We start from the raw sequence: 25,553 nt of genomic DNA on the forward strand, positions 1-25,553 counted from the left end.
CAGAAGGGCCATGCAATGTCGGACGTCATCTTGCTCGGTACTCGCAAGGGTACGGTGATTTTTGATCGTCGGGATGCCACCTGGCAGCCCCGCCCCATACTGCACGCGGGTATTCCCGTGTGTTACGCCGCCTGCGATCCGCGTGACGGTACCCTGTGGGCGTCCCTGGACCATGGTCATTGGGGGCCCAAGCTGTCGCGCTCCCGTGATGCTGGCGTCACCTGGGAGGACCTGGTGGCGCTCAAATACCCGCCGGGGGCACGCCATATCGTGCAATACCTGCCAACCCCGGATTTCGATCCACAGGCCCCCGCCGGGCAACCCGAATACCGGGATGCCACGCTGCTGAAGATCTGGAATATTGCCTTTGGCGCCGCCGAACAACCCGGCAGGCTATACGCCGGTACCATCCCGGGCGGTCTCTTTGTCAGTGACGATGGCGGCGATAGCTGGACGCTCAACCGCCCGCTCTGGAACCACGAGAGTCGCGGCGGCGACCTGTTCAGCGGTGATGCGACGAGCGAAACCCGCTGGGGCGGCACGCCGGCAAGCGTCGACTATGGCGTGTTCGAACCGGGTATCCATTCAATCGTTGTGGATCCACGCGACCCGGATCACATCCACGTTGCCGTCTCCTCCGCCGGCGTGCTCGAAACCACCGATGGCGGCCGTAGCTGGGCGGGGCGCAACCGGGGCATGTTGAATGACTATATGCCCGACCCCAACGCCGACTGGGGACACGATCCGCACTTTATCGCCGGCTGCCCGGCCCAGCCGGATCATCTCTGGCAACAGAACCACTGCGGTGTGTTTTACAGTGAAGATGGCGCCCAGACCTGGAACAAGGTCAGTATTCCAGAACGCGGGGTGCACTTCGGCTTCCCGGTCGCGGTGGATGCACAGAACGGGCGCACGGCCTGGGTAATCCCGGCGCAGGCGGATATGGCACGTATGGCGATCAACGGCGGCCTGTGCGTGGCGCGCACCCAGGATGGCGGCCAGAGCTGGCAGACCTTCCGCACCGGCCTGCCCCAGGAGCACGCCTACGATCTGGTGTTGAGGCACGGCATGGATATAGCCGGTGACTGTCTCTGTTTCGGCACCACCACCGGCAATGTCTACCTGTCAGAAGACCGCGGCGAAACCTGGCACTGCCTGGGTCACAACTTTCCGCCGGTCTATTCGGTACGTTTTGGGTAGCCGCCATGGTCAGAGTTGAGATGACACCGCACCTGTACCGGTTTTTCCCCGCGCTTGAGAAGTTGGAGATCGAGGTGCCGGCGGGCTCCGTTGCCGAGGTTGTGCAGGCGATCGACAACATCGCCCCCGGCTTCTGCGACTACGTACTGGATGAACGGGGCGCGCTGCGCCGACACGTCTTGATCAGCGTCAACGACACTGTCGTCATCGATAGAAAGACACTGTCGGATCAGGTCGCTGATGGCGGGACTGTCTATATCTTCCAATCGCTGACCGGCGGTTAATAACCCAGGCAGATCCACTGCATACCAGATCAACCGGCTGGATCACCGGATACAGCGTTTTCGTTTTCGATCGCCCCTACAAGCTGGGAAGGTTGAGTATCGTCGGACAGCCTCCTATGGCTTGCTTTTCAAACCCGCATCCTGGAAATCCCTGGTGTTGTTGCGGTTCGGATACGGCTGCGCAGGCACGGGCAAACGCAGGAACGTACAGAGCGGCTCCCAACCGTCCCCCAGGTTATGGACGAGCAGTCGCTCCGGCGCTATGGTCGCCTTCACGGCCTTGATGTTTTCCTCGTAGGTCGCAATCGCATGATCACGATCACCAGGCCGGCCGCCGAAGACCTTGTCACGTACCAGCGCAAGCCCAAGTGACTCCGGCTCCGTGCTCATCTGGATACCCCGCAGGATCGTTTGCTCAAAGCTCTGCCACCAACTCTCGGCTGTCCGGTGCGTCAGCACGACTTTGGCCTGCGGGTAAAACGCAGCCAGTTCCCTCCAGTAGTACGCCGATGGCCAGTCAACGCAGCAGCCATACCCTGCGAACAACTGATCCCACCCTGGCCGGACACCCTGCACCAATGCACGCCACATCAATTTTTGCTCCTCGTGCGCGTTCACCTCATACATATGGTGGCAAGGCCCAACCCCAAGGATGTCGAGCGCCTCGCGCATCGAGTCCGTGCCCGTGCGCCCAAAACCTGCACCCATCACTTTAAGCATCATTCAAACACCTTAGTGGAAGAACCCTGTCAGCGTCCGTGGATGGCGGCCGCCCGAATTGGATTCGTGATTCGTGATTCGTGATTCGTGATTCGTGATTCGTGATTCGTGATTCGTGATTAATCATGGCACCGTACTGCCGCACGATACAATTCAGTACCACCGAGATATCAGAGCGGCTTCGATCCCCCCTTTTGAAGCCGGCGAGCACTGGCGTCAGTGTGCGATCAGGCCCGTAGGGGCGAGACAGGGACTGTCGAGCTGCAGATTAGGAACAGGATGTTCCAACTCCCCACCTTGAAGGCCGGCGCCCGCACAATGATGTCAGAGCGCAGCGCAAAGGCTTCATCGGGGCGTATTCTTCAAGGTGAAGAGCTTTGATTACTTTCTTGGCAAGTAACGCGCCAGCAAGGCGCAACACAAACCATCAAATCGCCTCGCAGCCTCCGCCAGCTCTGCAGCTTCAAGACCCAGGTAACATCCACATCTGACAAAGTGTTACCCATGTCATTAAACTCTTTCCCATATGCATGAACCGCTCTACCGGGCAGTAGCGACCCAACAATTGTTTTCCTTCGTCATACCCCCCACATGGTGCAAATTTCAGGCTCATTAGCACCCTGTCAAAGCCATCGCGGATGAATTCCGCGACTACCCATGCCCCCTGCCGCTAGCCAAATATCATGCCACCGGCACCGAAGCCCGCTTAACCAGCATCCGACTGATGGCCGCGATACCCAGGGCCACAACCATCAGCAGGCCTGCAACAACGAAAGTGACCTGCATGCCACCCGCAATGGCCTGCGCCGAGGCGGTGGTAATGTCAGTCGTCATGGCGGCGAATGCGAACAGCGCGCCCATAACGGCGGCACCGGTGATAAGCCCGACATTGCGCGACAGGCTGAGCAGACCGGAGATAACGCCGCGCTGATCTGCACTCACATCCAGCATAACGGCGGTGTTGTTGGCGGCCTGAAACAGCTGATAACCGGGGGTCAGAATGGCAATGGCAGCCAGATAGCCCGCAACGCCGAAAATCGCTGGCAGTCCGGATAGCGCAAAGGCACCCGCCGCCATGGCGACCAGCCCTGCTATGGCCATAAAAGGTGCACCCAAGCGGTCGACCAGAAGGCCGGCAGGGACACCGCTCAGTGCGGAGATGACGGGGCCGGTCGACATCACCAGACCCACAAGTACGTCACTGAGCCCGAGCGCCCGCGACAGGTAAAAAGGCCCGACCACCAGAGTTGCCATCATCACAGTTGCGACCAGAGCATTAAGCGCAAGGCTTGCACTCAACAGCAGATTGCGCAGCGCCGCCACCGGAATCAGGGGGCATGCCACCCTCGCCTGCGCCAGCACGAAGAGACCAGCTCCCAGGGCCGCGGCCAGCAACAGGGCCAGATTAAGCGCATCGAAATCACCACCCCCCACCGTCACGGCCAGCGCATAGGCCCCAAGCGTAAGACCAAGCAGCAGCGTACCCAGCGCATCGAAGCCCGAGCGCCCTGGCTCGCCCTTGCGCCTGGAAGCCGGCAGGTAACGATACGCCAACAGGATATTCAGCATGCCCAGCGGCACCAATATCAGAAAGATGGCACGCCAGCCTGGGCCTGCAAGCAGGAAGCCGCCCAGCGAAGGCCCAAGCGCGGTGCCAATGGCCGACATAGTGCCGAGCAGCCCCATGGCGCTGCCGGTTCTGGCCTTGAGCGTGATCTCGCGCACAAGGGCTAGGGTCAGCGCCATCAGAATGGCCGCACCCAGGCCCTGCAGCGCTCGGGCAACAATGAGCAGCCAGAGTGTGGGCGCAACACCGCACAGGATTGAGGCCAGCGTGAACAGGAGGATACCGGCCAGCAGCACCCGACGATGACCCAGGATATCGCCCAGGCGCCCGACACTGACGATCATGACAGTGATGGCAAGCAGATAGGCGATGATGACCCATTGCACCTGCTGGAATGAGGCGGTAAATGCTTCGGCCAGGGTGGGCAAGGCAATATTGGCGATGCTTACGCCCAGGGAGGCCAGCAGCATCGAGAGCGCAAGACTGGCGAGCGCCCAGCGGCCCTGCACTGTCTGTTCAGGGGTTTCAGTCAGGTCCGGGGCTGCATCTGTGATGTTTCGCTTCATGGGGTTTTCCGTCTTCTGGCTGCTACATTCACCTGCCACCAATATATCCCCTCGCCTTATAGGGCGGTACAGGCACCATTAACACTTAATAAGTGCATCCAACGCCATGTCAGATCGCAGGGCCCGTGCTATGGTTGGCGCATGCAGACCCCCGATTTCAATTTGCTTGTCACTCTTAATGCACTGCTTTGTGAAGGCAGTGTAGTCCGCGCCGCACAACGCTTAGGGCTCAGCCCGTCGGCCATGAGCCGTGCACTGGCGCGGTTGCGCCAGGCAACGGGAGACCCGCTGCTGGTCCGGGCCGGACGCGGGCTCGTACCAACCCCCCGGGCGCTGGAACTGCGCGCTCAGGTAAGCCAGCTGGTTGACGAGGCAGAGGCCGTTCTGCGCCCCCAGGCGGCGCTCGATCTCAAACAGCTGGTGCGAACATTCACCCTGAGAACCGGCGAAGGCTTTGTCGAGACCTTCGGGCCCAGCCTTATTGCCCGCGTCAGCTCGCAGGCGCCAGGCGTACGGCTGCGCTTTGTGTCCAAACCCGACAGGGAGAGTGCGCCGCTGCGCGACGGGGCCGTGGATTTGGAAACGGGCGTTGTGGGCAAGGCTCTGGGCCCGGAGATCCGTACCCTGGGCCTCTACCGGGATCGCTTTATCGGTGTCGTACAAGCGGGCCACCCACTCAGCACAGGCAAGCTCACCGCCGCCCGTTATGCCGCCTGCAGCCATATCGCCGTTTCACGGCGGGGTATCGACCGGGGGCCTGTGGATGAAGCCCTTGAATTACTGGGGCTGGAACGCAGAATCGTGACCATGGTGGGCGGCTTTTCGGCGGCGCTCGCGCTGGCCCGCAGCTCGGAACTGATTGCGACAGTGCCCGACACAAGCACCCGCTCCTTGCGAGCAGACATGCATAGCTTTGCGCTGCCCTTCCCGCCACCAGAAATCACGGTGTCACTGCTCTGGCACCCGCGCATGCATGCGGACCCGGCCCATCGCTGGCTGCGTGAATGCGTCCGCGAGGCCTGCGCGCAACACCTTGCGAATCCTTCGACGAATGGGGCTCTTGATTAAGGTTCTTGATTAAAGCTGCTGAATAAACGACCCCTGACCAACCGGGTTGATTCTTACCCCCCATCGTCATAGCGCCCTGGGTTTGTTCATGCGTTCACCACAGGCCGATGACCCGTCTGCCCTTGAATTTCTCCTCTCAGCGACGGAACCAGGACTGTGCGACAGAGTCCCAAGCTCTTGAAATTTGCTGATTTAACACCAGATAGAGCCTTACCATTGCGCTGTGCAGGGAATCGCCAAGACCATGACACCACTTCTTCAGTTTCAGAGCCTGCAACAATGGCTGCAATCCCAGATCATCGGCCAGCATAGCCTGATTGAGCGGCTGCTGATCGCCCTGCTGGCCGATGGCCACCTGTTGGTAGAGGGCGCACCTGGGCTAGCCAAGACCAAGGCCATCAAAACACTTTCTCTGGCGCTGCAAGCGGACTTTCACCGGGTGCAGTTCACCCCCGACCTGCTGCCCGCCGATATCACCGGCAGTGATATCTATAGACCCGAGACCCATAGCTTCGAATTCCAGCCGGGGCCGCTGTTCCATAATCTGGTGCTGGCGGATGAGATCAACCGTGCCCCGGCCAAGGTACAGTCGGCACTGCTGGAGGCCATGGCGGAACGCCAAATCAGCATAGGTCAGCAAAGCTATCCGCTGCCCGATCTGTTCCTGGTGATGGCAACCCAGAACCCCATCGAACAGGAAGGCACTTACCCGTTGCCCGAAGCTCAGCTCGACCGCTTTCTGATGCAGGTAAACGTGGGCTACCCGGATCGTGAAGCAGAGCTTGCGATACTGCGGCTGGCGCGCCAGGAAATCAGCGCCGAGGTGGCAGAGCCTCCCGCCCGCCTGACTCAGGCAAGTCTGTTCGCCGCCCGCGCCGAGGCTCAGAGTCTGCACCTGTCTGAAGCCGTGGAGCACTACATGGTCGAGCTGGTGATGGCCAGCCGTGACCCGCAACAGCATGCGCCTGACCTGGCGCGCTGGATCGACTATGGCGCCAGCCCGCGCGCCACCATAGCGCTGGAACGCTGTGCCCGCGCCCATGCCTGGCTGCAGGGGCAGGATTACGTCAGCCCCGACAATGTCCAGGCAATCGCCCACGATGTATTGCGCCACCGCCTGCTGCTCAGTTTCGAGGCCGAAGCCAACGGCCAGAGCAGCGACGCGGTCATTTCCCGTTTGCTGGAGCGAGTACCGGTGGCCTGAGCGGAGCTGCAGCATGAGTCATCCAACCGATATAACCGCCAGCGATCAGTTTCCACTCGAGGGCGCCTACACCCGGCTCGATCAACTGGTGGCGCTGCACCGCTTCGCCGCCCGTCTGAGCCTCAGTGCCCGACGCCACAGCAGCAGCACCCTGGCTGGCGAATGGCGCACTCACCAGCGCGGGCGCGGCATCGATTTTGATCAGGTGCGCGCCTATCAGGCCGGTGATGATATCCGCAGCATCGACTGGCGTGTCACCGCCAGGCGCCAGGCGCCCCACACCCGGGTCTACCGCGAAGAGCGCGAACGGCCGGTGCTGCTGGCCGCCGACCTGCGCTCGCCGATGTTCTTCGGCAGCCGCCATTGCTACAAGGCGGTGCTGGCCAGCGCCCTGATCGGCACCCTTGGCTGGATCGCTCTGGCCGGGCGCGACCGCGTCGGCGGACTGGTATTTGGCGATCAGGAACACCGCGATGTACGGCCGCGCCGCAGCCGCCACAGCGTGCTGGAGCTGCTGCAACAACTGGATGCCTTCAGCCATCGCCTGACCACGCCCTGTCCCGCAGAAATACCTGCGCCCCTGAGCCAGCTGCTCGACAAACTGCTGCACACCAGCCACCCCGGCACCGCCGTCTATATCGCCAGTGACTTCCACGACCTGGACGACGCCAGCGAACAGCGTTTCTACCAGCTAGCCCGCCACAGCGACCTGACCCTGTTTCTGATTAGCGACCCGCTGGAGTATGGGCTGCCTGACAACGATGACCTCTGGATTGGCAACGGCCAGCAGCGCGCTGCGGTGCGCGATCTCAACCAAGCGGGCGAACAATTGGCCCAACGAGATCAGCGCCTGCGCGCGCTCTGCACCCGGCTGGCCATCCCGCTGCATCATCTCAGCACCGAAACCTCACCGCTGACCCTGCTGCAACAACTCTACGGCCAGCGCAGCGGCGCACGGGGGCGCGCATGAACACTACGCCCCAGGTCAGCCCCGCTGCTGCACCCATACACGGCACGCCGTCGCTGGAACAGTTGCGCGATCTGCAGCTGCCGGCCGAGGTTGGCTTCTGGCCACCGGCGCCGGGCTGGTGGCTGCTCGCAGCCCTGCTGCTGGGCGGGCTGGTATGGGCCGGCCTGTGGCTATGGCGACGCTGGCAACACAACGCTTACAGACGCGCCGCGCTCAAGCTGCTCAACGCCTACCGGCAGCAGCTGCAGCAGGACGACAACCGCCAGCGCTATCTAACCCTGGTCGCCCAGTTGCTGCGCCGCACTGCCCTTAGCGCCTATCCGCAGCAGGCCCTGGCCGGGTTGACCGATAATGCCTGGCGCCAGTGCCTGATTGACAGCAGCGGTCTGGATGCCTTTAACGGCAGCGCCGGCGACGCCCTGGTGCGCGGCCCCTACCAGGCCGCAATCGAGTTCGACCCTGATGCGGTTGGTCAGTTGGCACGCGACTGGATCCGAAAACACAAACGGAGGTGGTCATGCTGAGCCTCGACTGGCCCTGGCTGCTGTTGCTGGCCCCGCTGCCCTGGCTGATCTACCGTTTTGCCCGCCCAGTGCGGCATCAGCAGGCGGCCCTGCAGGTGCCCTTTTTCGACCAGTTGCAGCGCAGCGATGGCGCAAACTCCGCCCGCATCCCAGGCTCCCTGCGTCTACGCCTGGCGCTGTTGAGCCTGATCTGGCTGGCGCTGCTGCTGTCCGCCGCACGCCCACAGTGGCTCGGCGATCCTCTGCCGGTCGCCCCCAGTGGTCGCGATCTGCTACTGGCGGTGGATATCTCCGGCAGCATGGGCACCCAGGACATGCCACAGGACGGTCAGCTGCTCGATCGCCTGACGGTGGTAAAGCAGGTACTGGCCCAGTTCGTGGAGCGGCGTCAGGGTGATCGCCTGGGGCTGATTCTGTTTGGCACCCGCGCCTATATACAGGTACCCCTGACCTTCGACAGCCAGGCCCTGGTACAGCTACTGGATGAATCGCGCATTGGTTTTGCCGGTGAGAAAACCGCCATCGGCGATGCCATTGGCCTGGCGATCAAACGCCTGACCGACCGTGCGCAACAAAGCCGGGTACTGATTCTGCTCACCGACGGTGCCAACACCGCGGGCCAGGTGCAACCGCTGGAAGCCGCCCAGGTGGCGGCCAAAGAGGGCATTCGCATTCACACCCTGGGCATAGGCGCCGATGAAATGCTGGTGCAGAGTTTCTTCGGCACCCGACGGGTCAATCCCTCCGCCGATCTTGATGAAAGGCTGCTGACCCAGGTGGCCGAGACTACAGGCGGGCAATACTTCCGCGCCAGGGACCCCGAACAGCTGGCCCAGGTGTACGCCGAGCTCGACCGGCTGGAACCGAGCCAGCAGGAAGAACAACTGGTACGCCCCCAGCAGGCGCTGTTTCACTGGCCCCTGGGGTTGGCACTGGCACTCTCGCTGCTGTGGGCACTGCAACGCCTTCGGCAGTCGAAAACGGCCAGTGTGCGTGAGGCACAATCATGATCGAGGCCTTCCACTTCCTGCGCCCGCTATGGTTGCTGTTACTTGTTCCCCTCGCTCTGCTTGGCTATCGGTTGTGGCAACAGCAGACCCTGGGCAGCGGCTGGCAACGGCTGATCCCCGCCAGCCTGTTGCAACCGCTGCTGGAACAGCAACCCGGCCAGCAGCGCCGTGCTCCATTGCTGGCTCTGGGCGCCGCCTGGTTCACAGCCACCGTTGCGCTGGCGGGTCCTAGCTGGGAACAGCTGCCGCAGCCGGTGTACCAGCCCCAGGCCTCACTGGTGGTGATTCTCGACCTCTCGCCCTCAATGCTGGCCCAGGATCTAAAGCCCTCGCGTCTGATGCAGGCACGCCTGCGAATGATCGATCTGCTGCGCGCCCGCCAGGAAGGACTCACCGCACTGGTGGTCTACGCCGGCGATGCCCATCTGGTCAGCCCCCTGAGCCAGGACCGCCAGACATTGCTGGCACTGGCCCCCACGCTGTCACCGGACATCATGCCGATACGCGGCAGCCAGGTCGAAGCCGCAGTGGAACGGGCCCTTGCGTTGCTCAACGAAAGCGGCCACGGCGATGGTCAGTTATTACTGATTACAGACGGAGTTACTCCTGCGGCCGCCGATGCGGTAGCAGCCCAGCTGCAGGCCAGCGGCCAGCGCCTGTCGATACTGGGTGTTGGTACCCCGGAGGGGGCGCCGATTCCTAGTGATGATGGCAGCTTCGCCCGCGATAGCGCAGGGCGCATGATTCTGGCCAAACTCGACGCCCAGCCATTGATTCGACTGGCCCGCGACAGTGGCGGCATCTACCGTGCACTAAGCAGCAGCGCCAGCGAGCGCGACGACTTCTCGGCCCAGTTTGCCCAGCCCCGCATCGTCAGTGCACAGCAGGGGCAGCTACCCCAGGGGCAGTCCTTCGATCAATGGCGTGAGGCCGGCCCCTGGCTGGTGTTGCTCTTGCTGCCGGTGGCCGCCCTCGCCTTTCGTCGCGGTTGGCTGCTGAGCCTGCTGCTGGTTTGCCTGATCACCCCCAGCCTGGCGCCTCTGCCTGCAGTTGCCGCCGAAACGTCTCACTCAACAGAGAATTCCACGGCCAATACCACCGGCGCTGCGCAAGCAACGGACGCAGGTATTGCCGAACTTTCACGCGATCTATGGCGTGGTCTCTGGAACACTGCGGATCAGCAAGGTGCCGCCCAATTCCAGGCGCAGCAGTTCGATCAGGCCGCAGGTCACTTCCGCGACCCTGCCTGGCTAGGCAGCGCTCGTTATCGCAGCGGCGATTTCAGTGGTGCCAGCGACAGTTTCCGTGATGCTATAGCGCAGCAGGACAGCGCCGCCAATCACTATAACCTCGGCAATGCCCTGGCCCAGGGCGGTCAACTCAAGGAAGCGCTCGACGCCTATGAGCAGGCGCTGCAACGTAATCCGCAGCTGGCCGATGCTCAGGCCAATCGCGATTTGGTGGAGCAGCTGCTTCAAAAGCAACAGCAGCAGGAGCAACAACAAAGCTCCCAGGACGACCAGAACCAGGACGACAATCAGGATCAGAGCCAGAATCCGCAGCAAGGCCAGGAACAACAAGATAACCAGAGTGGCGCCCAGCAGCCGGGCAACGAGTCGCAGCAAGGTGACAGCGACCCGCAGGCCGAAAGCCAGACGCAGGATGGCGGCTCTGAATCAACGCCGGAATCAGAAGCAGATAACCCGACAGACAAGGGCTCGTCCAAGCAAGACCAGAACAGCACCGATCAGCCGGAGGCAAACGCCGACAAGGCAACCGGCAGCGAAGCCAACAAAGACGCCAAGCAAGCGCCGGGCGATGACCAGAACGAGGTAGCGACGGGCACAGAGCCATCACCCCAACGCTCGCAGGAACTTGAACGCTGGCTGCGCCAGCTGCCGGATGATCCCGGCGGATTGTTAAGGCGCAAGTTTGAATATGAATATCAGCAAAAGCTGGAGGCCTATCGCCAGGGCCGCTGGACACCACCTGAGGAAAGCCGATGGTAAGCATCACCCCGCTGTCACGCACGGTGACCACATTCATTAGCCTGTGCTTCGGCCTGGTGCTGGCGCTGAGCAGCGCCTTGCTGCACGCCGAAAGCCTCAGTGCCAGCGTTGATCGCACCCAGTTGGCGCTGGATGAAACCCTCACCCTGAGCCTGCGCTTTGATTCCCGCGACACCCGCGCCGAGCCGGATATCAGTGCCCTGGAGCCCTTCTTCGAAGTGCTGGGCCGCAGCCAGAGTCGCCAACTGCGCTCCATCAACGGCAAGACCAGCGCCTTTACCCTGTGGCAATACAGCCTGGCACCCAAACAGCTGGGCCAGATTCAGATTCCCGCCTTTGAATTGCAAGGGGCACACAGCGAGGCGCTACTGGTGCAAGTGATCGAGCCCCAGCTCAGTGCCAATACCCAGGATGCTGACTATTTTCTGGAGCGCGACCTGCAACCCGAAACTCTCTATCCAGGTCAGCAACTGCGGATACGGCTAAGACTCAATAGCGCAGTCGGCTTGTCTGAACTCCAGATCACCCCGCTCACCGTCGAGGGTGCCAGGCTCATAGAGCTGGAGGATCGCCAGTATCAGCGCAGCCTCAACGGCCGCCCCTATCTGGTGTACGAGAAGAACTATGCCCTGTTTGCCCAGCAACCCGGCACCCTGGATCTGCCAGCCCAGATGCTCACCGCCATCGAGGGCGCCTCGCGCTCCGTGTTCGACCGCAACCGCGGCCAGACAGTGCGCCTGCGTACCCAAGCCCAACAGATCGAGGTCACAGCGCCACCGGCCAGTGCTGGTGCTGACTGGCTCGCCGCCGACAGTCTCAGGCTGAAACAGTGGTTAGAAACCGGCACTACCTCTGTCTACGCCGGTGAGCCTGTCACCCTTAATCTGAGCCTGGAAGCCGAAGGCGCTGATCCTGCACGCCTGCCGGGCCTGACGCCGCCAGCGCTGGATGGCGTGCGGCTGTATCCGGAGCCGGTGAATGATCAGCAGCAGGTCGGCGCCGATGGCATACAGATCAGCCGGACCCAGCGCGTCGGCCTGGTGCCCACCCAAGCCGGCACCCTGACCCTGCCGGGCACCCGGATACGCTGGTGGAACAGCCGTAGCGGCGAGTTTAGCGAAGCGCGCAGTGAGCCCATTACCCTCACCGTATTGCCAGCACGCCAGGGCAGCCCCTCACCCGCGGCTCAGGCCTCCGTGCCGGTACAGAGCACTGCGACCAATGCCACACCCACGAACGAAACAAGCCCCTTGCAAGCGCCCATTAACGCCGGAATTGTGGGCAGCGCAGATACATCTCCCTGGCTGCTGTGGAGCAATCTGGCCTGGGCCGGTCTCAGTGGCCTGCTGGCCCTGGCATGGTGGCGCGCCCGCCAGCGCCCCGTCATGCCAGCATTGCCCGCCGTTAGCACTAATGACACTCCCAACCAACAGCTTGCCGAACGGCAACTGCAGCACGCCTGCCGGCACGGCAATCCGGCACAGATCCGCCAGGCAATCCTCGACTGGGCAGACGCCTGCCAGCTCACCGGTAAGCTGCCACCGAGTCTTGCGCGCATCGCAGTGCTGGGCGATGCCAGCCTGCAAGCCGAACTGGCGGCGCTCGACCGCGCTCTTTTTGCACCCGAAAACGCAGCAAACAAGGCACCGGATATCGCGCCTGATACAGCATCAAAAGCCACGACTACGATCAATGCTGAACGGCTGCTAGCGGGATTAAAGGCACTTCATGGCAGCAGTGCTCGAACACAAACCCCCTCAGCCCTGGCCGAACTCTATCCGCAATAGCGGGCCCTTAGCACCCAGACCTGCAGTAACGCTGTTACCTTGCCATAGAAACTGATAGCGCTATCATACAAAGCCGCAGCAAGGCCCAGTCCCGGCTCTGCACGTAATATTTATGAGGCAAGGCCCATGCTGATCGAGTTTTTTTCCAGCCTCACGCCTGTGCTGGTCTGTACCAGCCTTGGCTGGATCCTGAGCAAACGTACCCGGCTGCTGGACAGCCCGGACCTTGGCCAGCTGGTTATGGTCATAGGTCTGCCGAGTCTGCTGCTTAATTCACTGCTGAAGATGGATGCCGACATAGCCGCGCTGTCGCAGATTATTCTGGCGGCCGGGGCCATGCTGGTGATCGCGGCACTGCTGGCCGCGCTGGCACTGCGCATCTGCGGCCAACCCATGCGGTTTCTGCTGCCGGTGCTGGTGAATCCCAATACCGGCAACCTCGGCATTCCGGTGGTCTTTGCGCTGCTCGGCCCGGACGCCCTGCCCTATGCAGTGCTGATTTCCACCACCGTGGGGCTGAGCAATTTCACCTTCGGCGCCTGGCTGATGTCGGGCACCCTGAATCCCCGTGCGCTCCTGACCAATGGCTCCATCATGGCACTGCTGGTAGGTATTGTGCTGCTGCTCACCGACACCCAGGTACCAGTACCGCTGCTCAATACCCTCGACATGCTGGCCGGCATTACGGTGCCTATCATGCTGCTGTTGCTGGGGCGCTCTCTGGGCTCCATCAGCATCCGCACGCTGAGCGACCTGAAGCTGGTCGGCTGCATGAGTGCCGGCCGCGTGCTCATCGGCTTCATCGCCGCCTTTGCTGCCATACAACTGCTCCCCCTGCCGGAGATACTGCAGAAAACCCTGCTGATTCAGTCCTGCATGCCGGTGGCCGTACTGAGCTACATGATGACCACCCAGTATCAGGGCCCCAAGGATCAGGTGGCGGCGATCATCATGCTGTCAACGCCCCTGTCGTTGCTGGCCATCATGCTGCTGTCAGCGTTCTATCTTTAAGCTCAGCCGATAAAATCTGTTAGCATGCCAGCCAAGTCAGTAACCGCGTACAAAGGACAAAGCGGCCATGGAAAAAAGCATATTGATCACCGGCTGCTCCAGCGGTATCGGCCACCATGTGGCACTGGGATTGCGCCAGCGCGGCTATCGCGTCTTTGCCACGGCGCGCAAACCAGAAGACGTGGAACACTTGCGGGAACAGGGCCTGGAAAGCTGCCAGCTGGATGTGGATGATTCAGACTCCATCGACAGTGCCGTGCGCTGGGTGCTTGAGCAGACCGGCGGCAGCCTCGATGCCCTGTTCAACAATGCGGGTTTCGGCCAGCCCGGCGCCGTGGAAGACCTGAGCCGCCAGGTGCTGCGCGAACAGTTTGAGACCAACCTCTTCGGCGCCCATGAACTGGCCTGCCGGGTGCTTCCCGCCATGCGCCGCCAGGGCCACGGCCGCATCATTCAGCACAGTTCGGTGCTGGGTCTGATTACGCTGAAATACCGCGGTGCTTACAATGCGTCCAAGTTTGCCCTCGAAGGCCTCAGCGACACCCTGCGTCAGGAGCTGCATGGCAGTGGCATTCAGGTATCACTGATCGAAACCGGGCCTGTCATCAGCCACTTTCGTGAAAACGCCTACGCCAAATTCAAGCAGAACATCGACCGCAGCAACAGCCCCCATAGCGCCACCTACGCCGCCGTTGAGCAGCGTCTGGCGGCCCAGGGTAACAGTGGCAAGAAGGATCCTTTCACGCTGCGCCCGGAAGCGGTGCTGCTCAAGGTACTGCACGCACTGGAAGCCAAACAGGCGCGGCCGCGTTATTACGTCACCACGCCGACGCATATCTTTGGCACCCTGCGCCGCCTGCTGTCGACCCGGGCGCTGGACTGGATCCTGCGCGCCGTTGCCGACCGTGAAAATCGCTAGCCGTACATTAGCCCAAACAATAAAAAAGGCAGCTCAGGGCTGCCTTTTTTATATCCGTCTTCTGCTATGCCATAAGCTCTAAAAACAGGCTCTAAACATAGAGACTAAACATAGAGATCAGCAGCCCTTTTTGGGATGGCATTTGCCGCCGCCACCATCTCCTCCAGCGCTAGACCCTATGCTGATCGATACGCTGGTAGTAGCGGAACCGCCGTTACCGTCGATAAGGGTATAGGTGAAGCTGTCGCCACCGCGCTTGTTGTCTCTCGTATAGATCAGGCGGTTACCGGACAACGAAACGGCGCCCTTGCTGCCCTGACTGAAGTCAGAGATGCTCAGCGTATCGCCATCGACATCACCGTCATTGGCCAGCACATCGATTTCCACACTGCTGTTGAGATCCACTTCCGCGCTGTCACTGAGTGCCACAGGCGCATCGTTCACCGGATTGACGCTGACGGTTACCCTGGCGCTCGCGGAGCCGCCGTTACCGTCGGTGACGCTATAGGAAAAGCTGTCACTGCCGTTGAAATTTTCCGCCGGCGTGTAGACCAGCGCGCTGCCCGCCTGGGAAACCGCGCCGCTGCTGCCCTGCCCGTAGCTGGCAATCGAGAGGGCATCGCCGTCACCATCGGTATCGTTGCCGAGCACTGCAATGGACACCGCCACATCTTCAGGGGTCTGGGTGCCATCGTTGACTGCAACGGGCACCTGGTTGGCCAAGGTGGTGGCACTGGCCCCTGCAGACCAGCCAGTCTCGTTGCCGGCCCCATCCCGTGCCTTGACCTGGAAGCTGTAGGTCGCCCCCGGCGTCAGACCGGCAGCACTGTACTGGGTTCCGCCCTGCCAGCCGCTGTTGCTGCAACCGCTACCGGTGCCCGCCGTACACTGGAACCAGTACTGCACCACGCCCGAATCATCCGTCGCCGCGTTGGCGGCCATGTCAATCCGACTGGCGCTAACCGCGGCCGGCAAGGATGCCCACCAGCCCGCTGGGCTCGGCGTTGGCGGCGTCGTATCGGCACTGACAGGCTGCAGGGTACCGGAAATGAAATACATCCCCAGGCTGCCATAATCGCTGTATGGGCTGAGGGCATTGCCGACACCCGCGACCTGCAGGTAGTAACGCCCGGCGGGCAGATACTCATCGAGCTGCGCCATGGTGTCGTTCAGCGGATCGCTGCTGGCCACCAGGTTGCCCTGGCCATCGTACAGGCTCGCCTGAATGTCGAGGTTCGCGCCCCTGAGGCTGCTGCGGTAGAACGCTTCCCAGGCCGGCAGCACGTTGAATGTAACCTGCCCCGCGGCGCTATCGAACCAGAAGACATCGACATCGTTGCGGGTTTCAATCACGCCCTTGTTGGCCGGGTCACTATTATGCGGATCGATCTCCGGGAAGGTCACGTAGAGGGTGCCGTTGGGGTCGACAGCCAGTGGCGTGGCCGCGGTCATGCCGTTGCCGTGATCATCTGGCCGGTACTCGAGCTGGCCGCTGATAATCGCAACATCATCCTGGCTGTTGCTGGCATCGGCGTATTCGCCCTGGCTCCACTGGGTGACGTTGCTGTAGTACCCCACCCCCATGATTGGTGCCCAGGACACGTACCCCGGGCCATGCCCTGTGTAGTAGCCGGCACTCGAGGTACCGTCATGGCTCAGCCCCAGGTTATGCCCAAACTCGTGACTGGCGGCCTCGGCAATGTAAGGCGCAAAGTCAGGGCCCAGGTTATCGGCATAGACCAGCGCTGGTTGATAGCTGCTGTAATAGGATTCGCCCCAGACACCGACATAGGCAACGCCGCCGGCATTCTGCGACGGCATGGCAGCACCGGTTTCATCGGTCGAATCGGTGATCAGCACATGGCCGGTAGTCGGGCCGAAACTGCCGGGGTCTTCGGTGGTGACATCGATATCGAAGGGCGCCATGTCCTCGGATACCCGATGCCAGATTTCGGCGATGCTGTTGCGCTCGCTGTCACTGAAGCTGTTCGGGTTGCCGTCGGTATCGAAGGCTTTGGCGTAGAGGCTGTTGCCACCGCTGTTCCAGGCGGTGCCGCTGATCTGGGCGCCATCGAAATCGAGAAACACCTGCTTGCTGGCGCCGGGACGGCTGTGGAGCAGGAAGGTATCTTGCGGTGCCACCGCTTGTGGGTCACCGACCGGTGCCTCCGGATCGCCGCTGGCGGCGTCGGGCAGGATGGTATCTTCATAGAAGATGCCCCCCTGTGGATCAACCCGAAGAAAATCGAAGTCCTGCGCCGGGATGTCGAAGCGCTCGAGCCACTCGAGCGCCCGCTGCTGTGCCGCCGGCGGCAATTTATCGATCTGGGTTTTAAGGCGGCCCGGCGGCAAGTTGCCACCCTGAGCCAGGAATCCTGCAGTGTCATCTGGCTGATTGCCGGGCGCGGCCAACAGAGACCCACAGGCGAAAACCGAAATCAGTATTCCGGTTACGGGAGCTGTTCTATTTATTTTCATATGGTAACTCCTTGCGCATCAACCTCCTTCCTGGGAGCCGTGCATTCTGCAAAAGACCGAACCGGATTCTCCGTGTCTCAAATAACAATCCGGCTGCTAAGTATAACCCCAAGCCTCCTGCAGTAAGAAAAACACACAAAACCGGGCCAGGCCCGGTTTCAAAACGGTGTTACAACTGCGCATCGGTGTTATCTATTCGACAGCATCCAGCACGCCACTGAAACTGGATACCGGCGCGACTCATTTGCTGATCAAAGCGTTTCTCAGCTTTTGCCCAGCAGTCCGCGGCGGTTCAGAATGGCTTCGATCTCGGCCAGGCTGGCGGGATCATCGATGGTGGATGGAATACTGTATTCATTACCATCGGCGATCTGGCGCAGCAATTTGCGCAGAATTTTGCCGGAGCGGGTTTTGGGCAGACGCTGCACCACCACCGCGCGCTTGAAGCAGGCAACGGCGCCGATCACCTGGCGCACACTGGCCACCAGCTCCGCTTCAAGCCGGGCTTCATCCAGCTCTACGCCGTCTTTCAGCAGCACCAGCCCCACCGGCTGCTGCCCCTTGAGGTCATCATGCACGCCAATCACGGCGCATTCTGCCACCGCAGGATGGGCGGCGATGATCTCCTCCATCTCGCCGGTGGAAAGACGGTGGCCCGCAACGTTTATCACATCATCAGTGCGACCCATGATGAACACATAACCGTCTGCATCCTTGTAGCCACCATCCCCGGACGAGTAATAGCCCGGAAAATCCGACAGATAACCCGACTTGAAGCGCTCGAAATCGCCCCAGATGGTAGGCAGGCAGCCTGGCGGCAACGGCAGCTTGAGCGCCAGTATGCCCTGCTCGCCGGCCGGCAGTTCATCTCCCCCAGGGCCCAGAATTTGCACGTTATAGCCCGGTACCGGCACGGTGGAGGAGCCGGGCTTGGCTGGCAGCATTTCGATACCCACAGGGTTGGCGCAGATCGCCCAGCCCGATTCGGTCTGCCACCAGTGATCCACCACCGGTTTACCGCTAATGTCCCGCGTCCACTCATAGGTCGGCGGGTCCAGCCGCTCGCCGGCCATAAAGATGGTTTGGAGTTTCGACAGATCATACTGCTGCAACAGCTGACCCTCTGGATCTTCCTTCTTGATGGCCCGAAACGCCGTGGGCGCAGCAAAGAGCGCCTTGACGCCATGTTCGGCACAGACACGCCAGAAGGCGCCGGCATCGGGGGTACGCACCGGCTTGCCTTCGTACACCAGGGTGGTGCAGCCGGCCAGCAAGGGGCCGTACACAATATAGGAATGCCCCACCACCCAGCCGACATCCGAGGCGGCCCAGAAGACATCACCGGGGTTCATGTTGTAAATGGCCTGCATGGAGTACTTCAGTGCCACCGCATGACCGCCATTGTCCCGCACCACGCCCTTAGGTCTGCCGGTGGTGCCGGAGGTGTAAAGGATATAGAGCGGATCCGTGGCCTTGACCGGCACGCAGTCCGCTGGCGTCGCCTGCGCCATGGCGGCCTGCCAGTCGAGGTCCCGCCCCGGCAGCAGCTCGGCCTTGACTTCGGGCCGCTGCAGCACTACGCAGGCGTCGGGCTTATGGGCAGCCCGCGCCAGGGCATCATCCAGCAGCGGTTTGTAGGGAATGACTTTGGCGATCTCGATGCCGCAGGATGCAGACACAACCACCCGCGGACGGGCATCATCGATGCGCACGGCGAGCTCAGGCGCAGCAAAGCCGCCAAACACCACCGAATGCACGGCGCCCAGGCGGGCCACCGCCAGCATGGCGATCACGGCTTCGGCGATCATCGGCATGTAGATCAGCACCCGATCACCCTTGACCACCCCCTGGGCACTGAGTACGCCGGCAAAACGCGCCACCTGATCACGCAGCTCTGTATAGCTGTAGCGCTTCTGGGTACTGGTGACGGGTGAGTCGAAGATCAGTGCCGCCTGCTCACCCCGTCCCTGCTCGATATGAACGTCCAGCGCCAGGTAGCAGGTATTCAGCTCGCCATCGGCAAACCAGCGCTCCACCCCGTTTTCATCCCTGGACAGTATCTGTTGCGGCACCCTGAACCACTTGAGCGCTGCGGCCTTGTCGCCCCAGAACGCCTGCGGGTCCTCGATGGATCTTGCGTACTCCGCCTGATAAGTCATGCTGCACCCCTTTATTGTTATCAGCCTGCACTGTGAGAGGAAAATGCCGAAGTGTCGACAATCATCCTCAAGCCTGGCTCACAGCTTAATCAATAACGCGGCTTTAAGAACCTAGACAAAAGGCTATACCCGCGCATTTTCTGTACTTCGACCCATGCAATCGCTCTAGTAAACAGTAAAAAGAGGCGACGAAGTGTCGACAGTTTATCTCTATCGGGGAAAAATACAGGACGCCAAAACACGACAGCGTGCAGGCCTGGGCCCACACGCGGTGCAACAGAACACTAGCTTATGAAAAAGAGGGGGGTGTCAGTCAGTGGAAGCAGAGGTCAGGCGCGCAAGCTCGACAAAATCTTCGCTGTCAGCCAGGGTGCTGACAATCTCGCGCTGCTCGTCGATCACATAGCACAGCACTTCATCGGTGGTCAGCGGATTGGCCAGCACCACCCGAAACACAGTGATGGCATGGTGGGCGTAGCGGTCCGGCGTCAGCCGGGTCCGGGAGACGAAGGCCTTGCCCAGTTCACGCTGGGTCTTTTGAATGATGCGGGTAATGCGGCTGAGCACCTCATTGATCTCGATGCTGCGCGCGACATCGGCATCCCGCAGTGCCGCCTGCACCTGGGCCGGCACCCAGCGATAGGTCAGGATGTTCAGCTCAGGCGCCGAGACCAGCTCGAAATCATCCAGCGACTCGATGCGATCGGCAAAGCGCTGTGCCAGCTCGATGCCATTGTCGATCAGCATCGCATAGCCGCGGCGGCCGATAATCTTCAGCGCCGAATGCACCAGCATCGCCATGCCCGGGCGCGAGCCCTCAAGGGTCGCGCTGCCAAGGTCCTTGGAGCCCTTGCGAATAATGTACTGGGCATGATGCTCGATACTGCTCAGCGCCGAAGGATCGCGGAACAACACCAGACCAACGCCCATGGGCACATACAGCTGCTTGTGGGCATCGATGGTCACGGAGTCTGCCCGCTCAATGCCCTTGAGACGCCCGCGATAACGCTCGGAAAACAGCGTGGGTGCACCCCAGGCACCGTCCACATGGAAGTGAATGCCATGTTCTTCGGCGATATCGGCGAGTTGGTCCAGCGGATCTATATTGCCGGTCTCGGTGGTACCGGCCACACCGACCAGCGCAAAGGGGCGGATATTCTGCTGCTGCAGCTGCTTGAGCTTGGCCCGCAGCGCATCCGGGCGAATCCGGTTCTGGCCGTCCGTTTCCACGGCCACAATCTGATCACGGCCTATCCCCAGCACATCGGCCGCCTTGGACAGCGAATAGTGGCCGCGCTCGGACACCAGCACCGCCATGCCTTCACAGCCGTAGTGGCGCATGGCGGCGAAGACACCACTGCGGGTGATGCCGGGGAAGTCGCCATCGGGCCCAAAGGCACGGTTGCGCGCCGCCCAGAGCGCGGTGATGTTGGCGACGGTGCCCCCGGAACAAATGGCGCCCAGGTGATGGTGGCTGTCATGCAGCCAGCGGTCGTAGAATTCATCCGGCTGTTCGTACACCAGACGGTGCAGCATGCCCAGCACCTGACGCTCCAGCGGCGTAAAGGCCTTGGAGGTTTCGGTTTTAACCAGGTTCTGGTTCAGCGCGATCATGATCTTGGACAGCGGGATCATGAAATACGGCAAGGCCGAGGTCATGTGGCCGACAAAGCTGGGCGATGAGGTATGCACCGACTGCGCCACCACCTTGTCGAGCAGGAACTGTGCCTGCTCGGAAACATACACCGGCTGTTCGGGGATCAGGCTGTCGCTGAAATCCCGCTCGATTTTGACCAGGTCCGTCTCTTCTGCAACGATATGATCCTGCAGAAAACCGGCAAGGTTGGCGGAAATATCGTTCTCCAGCCGGCTCAGGGTTGAGCCAGGGGCTTCGGGAACCGTGAAAATCCGCAACAGGTTTTCCATGCTGACCGCGGCTGCCTTCGAATTCTTATTCATGGATTATTCGCTACCTTTGCCAAACCTGATCGGCTGCGGTCCTCGCGTACCGCCTGCACACTGTTTCCGAACTGCGCCCAAGGGCCGGATGAGCAAGTACCCGGCCTTTTGTGCGGTGCACATAATACTCGACTCGCCGCCAGGAAAGAAATCCGAAACAAAGCCATGCCACAAGCGACTCTTAATTGCACCCGTGCGACCTCATATCAGTTTTTTTCAACTGCGCATGAGCAGCCCTCAGGAAAAGTGGCAAGCTTTTGATTTACAATAGCGATCTTCGTAATGGATCGACAGAGTATCGGGGCCGAACAGGTGACAGACGTGAACACTTTCAAGACACTGCAGGACACGCTCAAAAAACGCATCATGATCATTGATGGCGGCATGGGCACCATGATCCAGCAGTACAAGCTTGAAGAGCAGGATTATCGCGGCAGCCGCTTTGCCGACTGGCATACGGACGTCAAGGGCAACAACGACCTGCTGACCCTGACGCAGCCAGACCTTATCGCCGATATCTACCGCGGCTACCTGGAGGCCGGCGCCGATATTCTGGAAACCAACACCTTCAACGCCACCACCATCGCCATGGCCGACTACGACATGGAGTCGCTCAGCTACGAGATCAACCGCGCCGGTGCAGCCCTTGCCCGCAAGCTGTGCGACGAAATTCAGTTGAAGACACCGCACCGCCCGCGCTATGTCGCAGGCGTGCTGGGCCCGACCAACCGCACCTGCTCCATCTCACCGGATGTCAATGATCCGGGCTTTCGCAATGTCAGCTTCGATGAGCTGGTGGATGCCTATATCGAGTCTACCGATGCCCTGGTACAGGGCGGTGCCGATATCATTCTGATCGAAACCATTTTCGATACCCTGAATGCGAAAGCTGCAATCTTCGCGGTGGAAAAATATTTCGATGACAACGGCGTGCGCCTGCCGGTGATGATCTCCGGCACCATTACCGATGCCTCGGGCCGCACCCTGTCGGGCCAGACCACCGAAGCCTTCTGGAACTCCGTGCGTCATGCACGGCCTATTTCCGTGGGCCTGAACTGCGCCCTGGGGCCCAAGGAACTGCGTCAGTACGTGGAGGAACTCTCCCGTATCGCCGACACCTTCGTCTCGGTACACCCCAACGCCGGCCTGCCCAACGCCTTTGGTGAATACGACGAAACCCCTGAAGAAATGGCCGAGGAAATCGGCGAGTGGGCTCAGTCAGGCTTCCTTAACCTGGTGGGCGGCTGCTGCGGCACCACGCCTGAGCACATTCGCGCCATCCGCGAGGCAGTCGAACACGAAGACCCCCGCGTGATTCCGGACATCAAGCCAGAATGTCGCCTGGCAGGTCTGGAGCCCATGAACATCGGCGCCGAATCTCTGTTCGTCAACGTCGGTGAACGTACCAACGTCACGGGTTCCGCGGTATTCAAGCGCCTGATCAAGGAAGGCGATTATGAAACCGCCCTGGACGTGGCCCGCCAGCAGGTGGAGAACGGCGCCCAGATCATCGATATCAACATGGATGAGGGCATGCTGGATGCGGTGGCCGCCATGGAGCGCTTCCTCAAGCTGATCGCCTCGGAGCCGGATATTTCCCGCGTGCCGATCATGATCGACTCCTCCAAGTGGGAAGTGCTGGAAGCCGGCCTCAAGTGCCTGCAGGGCAAGGGCGTGGTCAACTCCATCTCGATGAAAGAAGGCGAAGAAAACTTTATCGCCCAGGCCCGTCTGGTCCGCCGCTACGGCGCCGCTGTTATCGTGATGGCCTTCGATGAAGACGGCCAGGCCGACACCTTCGCGCGCAAGACGGAAATCTGCGAGCGCTCCTACCGCATTCTGGTCGACAAGGTCGGCTTCGACCCCGAAGACATCATTTTCGACCCCAACATTTTCGCCATCGCCACCGGCATCGACGAACACAACAACTACGCCGTGGACTTTATCGAGGCCACCGGCTGGATCAAGCAGAACCTGCCCCACGCCAAGATTTCCGGCGGCGTGTCGAACGTGTCTTTCTCCTTCCGTGGCAACAACCCGGTGCGCGAAGCCATTCACTGCGTCTTCCTGTACCACGCCATCCAGCAAGGCATGGACATGGGTATCGTCAACGCCGGTCAGCTGGCGATCTATGATGACCTGCCAGAAGAGCTGCGCGAGCGCGTGGAGGATGTCGTCCTCAATCGCCGCGAGGACGGCACTGAGCGCATGCTGGACATCGCCGAGAAATACCGCGGTGACGGTGCCGCCGCCGAAGCGCCTGAAGCTGCCGAATGGCGCTCCTGGGATGTGAATCGCCGCCTCAGCCATTCGCTGGTAAAAGGCATCACCGAATTTATTGATGAGGACGTTGAAGAAGCCCGTCTGAATCATGAAAGGCCCATCGAAGTCATCGAAGGTCCGCTGATGGATGGCATGGGCATCGTCGGCGATCTGTTCGGTGCCGGCAAGATGTTCCTGCCCCAGGTGGTGAAATCCGCCCGCGTGATGAAAAAGGCCGTGGCCTATCTGATGCCCTTTATCGAGGCCAGCAAGGCGGATAACGTCAGCAGCTCCGCCGGCAAGGTGGTGATGGCGACCGTGAAGGGCGACGTGCACGACATCGGCAAGAACATTGTCGGTGTGGTGCTGCAGTGCAACAACTTCGAGATTATCGATCTTGGCGTCATGGTGTCTTCCGAGAAAATCCTGCAAACCGCGCGGGACGAGAACGCCGACCTTATCGGTCTGTCCGGCCTGATCACCCCTTCGCTCGACGAGATGGTACACGTGGCCAAGGAAATGGAACGCCAGGGCTTTTCCATTCCGTTGCTGATCGGCGGCGCCACCACCTCCAAGGCCCATACAGCGGTGAAAATCGAGAAAGGCTACAAGCGCGATCAGGTGGTACATGTCACCAACGCCTCCCGCGCCGTGGGCGTGGCCTCTGCCCTGCTGTCTGACAGCCGCAAGGCCGACTACGTGAAGGAAGTGCAGGAAGAGTACGAGGCCATTCGCGAGCGCCACGCCGCCCGCCAGAACGACAAGCGCCGCGTCTCCCTGCCCGCAGCAAGAGCCAACAAGTTTGCCATCGACTGGGACGCCTACACGCCGCCGGTCCCCAAACAGCTGGGTATCCAGGTGTTCGAGGACTACGACCTGACGGAACTGGTGGATTACATCGACTGGACGCCCTTCTTCCAGGCCTGGGAGCTGGCCGGCCGCTTCCCCCGCATTCTGAATGATGACGTGGTGGGCGAAGAAGCCACACGTCTGTTCGGCGATGCCCAGGCCATGCTCAAGCGCCTGGTGGACGAGAAACGCCTGCAGGCGCGGGCCGTGTTTGGCCTCTTCCCGGCCAACAGCGTCGGTGACGACGATATCGAACTCTACACCGATGACAGCCGCACCCAAGTGCTGACAACACTGCACCACCTGCGCCAGCAGACCGAAAAGGTCGCCGGCAAGGCGCATATGTGTCTGACCGACTTTGTCGCGCCCAAATCCAGCGGCAAGAAGGACTACTACGGTGCCTTCGCCGTGAGCACCGGCTTTGGTGTCGATGAGCTGGTGGCGCACTATGAAGCCGATCACGATGACTACAACAGCATCATGGTCAAGGCCCTGGCCGACCGTCTGGCCGAAGCCTTCGCCGAGCGCCTGCACAAGCGCGTGCGCCAGGAATTCTGGGGCTATGCGCCGGACGAAGCGCTGGATAACGAAGCCCTGATCCGCGAGAAATACCAGGGCATACGCCCGGCACCGGGCTACCCCGCTTGCCCTGACCACACCGAGAAAGGCCTGATGTGGGAGCTGCTGGACGTAGAAAAGAACACCGGTATCATCATCACCGAGTCCTACGCCATGCTGCCCACGGCGGCGGTCAGCGGCTGGTACTTCAGCCACCCCCAGGCGCAGTACTTCGGCGTAGCCAAGATCGGTGAAGACCAGGTATCGGACTACGCCCACAGAACCGGCATGGAGCAGACCGTCGCCGAACGCTGGCTGTCACCGAACCTGGGGTATGAACCGGATGAGAATTGATTGAAGGCTGTAAAAAGGTGAAAGGTGAAAGGTGAAAGGTGAAAGAATTATAGCTTTAAGCCGTCAGCTTTAAGCTCTGAGCTTTAAGCTGAAAG

At 61.1% G+C, this 25,553-nt stretch carries 17 protein-coding genes; 12 read left to right on the forward strand and 5 right to left on the reverse strand.

Going from position 1 to position 25,553, the window contains the following annotated elements:
• Positions 1–15: 15 nt before the first annotated feature.
• On the forward strand, positions 16–1,200 hold the full coding sequence (locus A8C75_RS11945) for a WD40/YVTN/BNR-like repeat-containing protein (RefSeq protein ID WP_067382484.1): 1,185 nt from the start codon (positions 16–18) through the stop codon (positions 1,198–1,200).
• A 5-nt stretch (positions 1,201–1,205) separates the two neighbouring features.
• Positions 1,206–1,484, forward strand: coding sequence for a MoaD/ThiS family protein (locus tag A8C75_RS11950; RefSeq protein WP_067382487.1), 279 nt, complete (start codon positions 1,206–1,208; stop codon positions 1,482–1,484).
• Between the two features lie 114 nt (positions 1,485–1,598).
• Here A8C75_RS11950 and A8C75_RS11955 read toward each other — a convergent pair whose 3' ends face one another.
• A complete protein-coding gene (locus A8C75_RS11955) occupies positions 1,599–2,207 on the reverse strand; it encodes a sulfotransferase family protein (RefSeq protein ID WP_067382490.1) in 609 nt (202 codons plus the stop codon).
• 678 nt (positions 2,208–2,885) lie between these two features.
• Positions 2,886–4,337, reverse strand: coding sequence for an MFS transporter (locus tag A8C75_RS11960; protein ID WP_084784026.1), 1,452 nt, complete (start codon positions 4,335–4,337; stop codon positions 2,886–2,888).
• 141 nt (positions 4,338–4,478) lie between these two features.
• Between A8C75_RS11960 and A8C75_RS11965 the strand changes: the two genes are divergently transcribed.
• The 9 genes from A8C75_RS11965 (at position 4,479) to A8C75_RS12005 (ending at position 14,839) form a co-directional block, all read left to right on the forward strand.
• Positions 4,479–5,405, forward strand: a complete 927-nt coding sequence (locus tag A8C75_RS11965) for a LysR family transcriptional regulator (protein WP_067382493.1) — start codon at positions 4,479–4,481, stop codon at positions 5,403–5,405.
• A gap of 244 nt (positions 5,406–5,649) precedes the next feature.
• Positions 5,650–6,609: an AAA family ATPase gene (locus A8C75_RS11970; protein ID WP_067382496.1), complete on the forward strand. Its 960-nt coding sequence runs from the start codon at positions 5,650–5,652 to the stop codon at positions 6,607–6,609.
• 13 nt (positions 6,610–6,622) lie between these two features.
• The gene (locus tag A8C75_RS11975; RefSeq protein ID WP_067382499.1) at positions 6,623–7,579 is read left to right on the forward strand and encodes a DUF58 domain-containing protein; all 957 of its coding nucleotides are present in this window, start codon (positions 6,623–6,625) and stop codon (positions 7,577–7,579) included.
• The gene (locus A8C75_RS11980) at positions 7,576–8,103 is read left to right on the forward strand and encodes a DUF4381 domain-containing protein (RefSeq protein ID WP_084784028.1); all 528 of its coding nucleotides are present in this window, start codon (positions 7,576–7,578) and stop codon (positions 8,101–8,103) included. The genes A8C75_RS11975 and A8C75_RS11980 overlap by 4 nt, the downstream gene beginning before the upstream one ends.
• Positions 8,097–9,113: a vWA domain-containing protein gene (locus A8C75_RS11985; RefSeq protein WP_067382502.1), complete on the forward strand. Its 1,017-nt coding sequence runs from the start codon at positions 8,097–8,099 to the stop codon at positions 9,111–9,113. The genes A8C75_RS11980 and A8C75_RS11985 overlap by 7 nt, the downstream gene beginning before the upstream one ends.
• Positions 9,110–11,122 carry a VWA domain-containing protein gene (locus A8C75_RS11990; protein ID WP_067382505.1) on the forward strand — a complete coding sequence of 671 codons (2,013 nt, stop codon included), beginning with the start codon at positions 9,110–9,112 and terminating at the stop codon, positions 11,120–11,122. Before A8C75_RS11985 ends, A8C75_RS11990 begins: the two co-directional genes overlap by 4 nt.
• A complete protein-coding gene (locus A8C75_RS11995) occupies positions 11,116–12,909 on the forward strand; it encodes a BatD family protein (protein ID WP_067382508.1) in 1,794 nt (597 codons plus the stop codon). Before A8C75_RS11990 ends, A8C75_RS11995 begins: the two co-directional genes overlap by 7 nt.
• A 126-nt stretch (positions 12,910–13,035) precedes the next feature.
• Entirely contained in the window at positions 13,036–13,920 is an 885-nt protein-coding gene (locus A8C75_RS12000) for an AEC family transporter (protein ID WP_067382511.1), read from the forward strand.
• Between the two features lie 67 nt (positions 13,921–13,987).
• Positions 13,988–14,839: an SDR family NAD(P)-dependent oxidoreductase gene (locus A8C75_RS12005; RefSeq protein ID WP_067382514.1), complete on the forward strand. Its 852-nt coding sequence runs from the start codon at positions 13,988–13,990 to the stop codon at positions 14,837–14,839.
• 117 nt (positions 14,840–14,956) lie between these two features.
• Here the strand turns inward: A8C75_RS12005 and A8C75_RS12010 are convergent, their stop codons facing one another.
• From A8C75_RS12010 to panP, 3 genes are all read right to left on the reverse strand, one after another.
• On the reverse strand, positions 14,957–17,317 hold the full coding sequence (locus tag A8C75_RS12010; protein WP_084784029.1) for an Ig-like domain-containing protein: 2,361 nt from the start codon (positions 17,315–17,317) through the stop codon (positions 14,957–14,959).
• A 263-nt stretch (positions 17,318–17,580) separates the two neighbouring features.
• Entirely contained in the window at positions 17,581–19,476 is a 1,896-nt protein-coding gene (locus A8C75_RS12015) for a propionyl-CoA synthetase (protein WP_067382520.1), read from the reverse strand.
• Positions 19,477–19,785: 309 nt separating this feature from the next.
• Positions 19,786–21,435, reverse strand: a complete 1,650-nt coding sequence (panP, locus tag A8C75_RS12020) for a pyridoxal-dependent aspartate 1-decarboxylase PanP (RefSeq protein ID WP_067382523.1) — start codon at positions 21,433–21,435, stop codon at positions 19,786–19,788.
• Positions 21,436–21,747: 312 nt separating this feature from the next.
• On the opposite strand from panP, the gene metH reads away from it, so the two are divergent.
• On the forward strand, positions 21,748–25,458 hold the full coding sequence (metH, locus tag A8C75_RS12025) for a methionine synthase (RefSeq protein ID WP_120785249.1): 3,711 nt from the start codon (positions 21,748–21,750) through the stop codon (positions 25,456–25,458).
• Positions 25,459–25,553 lie beyond the last annotated feature (95 nt).

Source organism: Marinobacterium aestuarii (assembly GCF_001651805.1).
In the GTDB taxonomy this organism is placed as follows: Bacteria; Pseudomonadota; Gammaproteobacteria; order Pseudomonadales; family Balneatricaceae; genus Marinobacterium_A; species Marinobacterium_A aestuarii.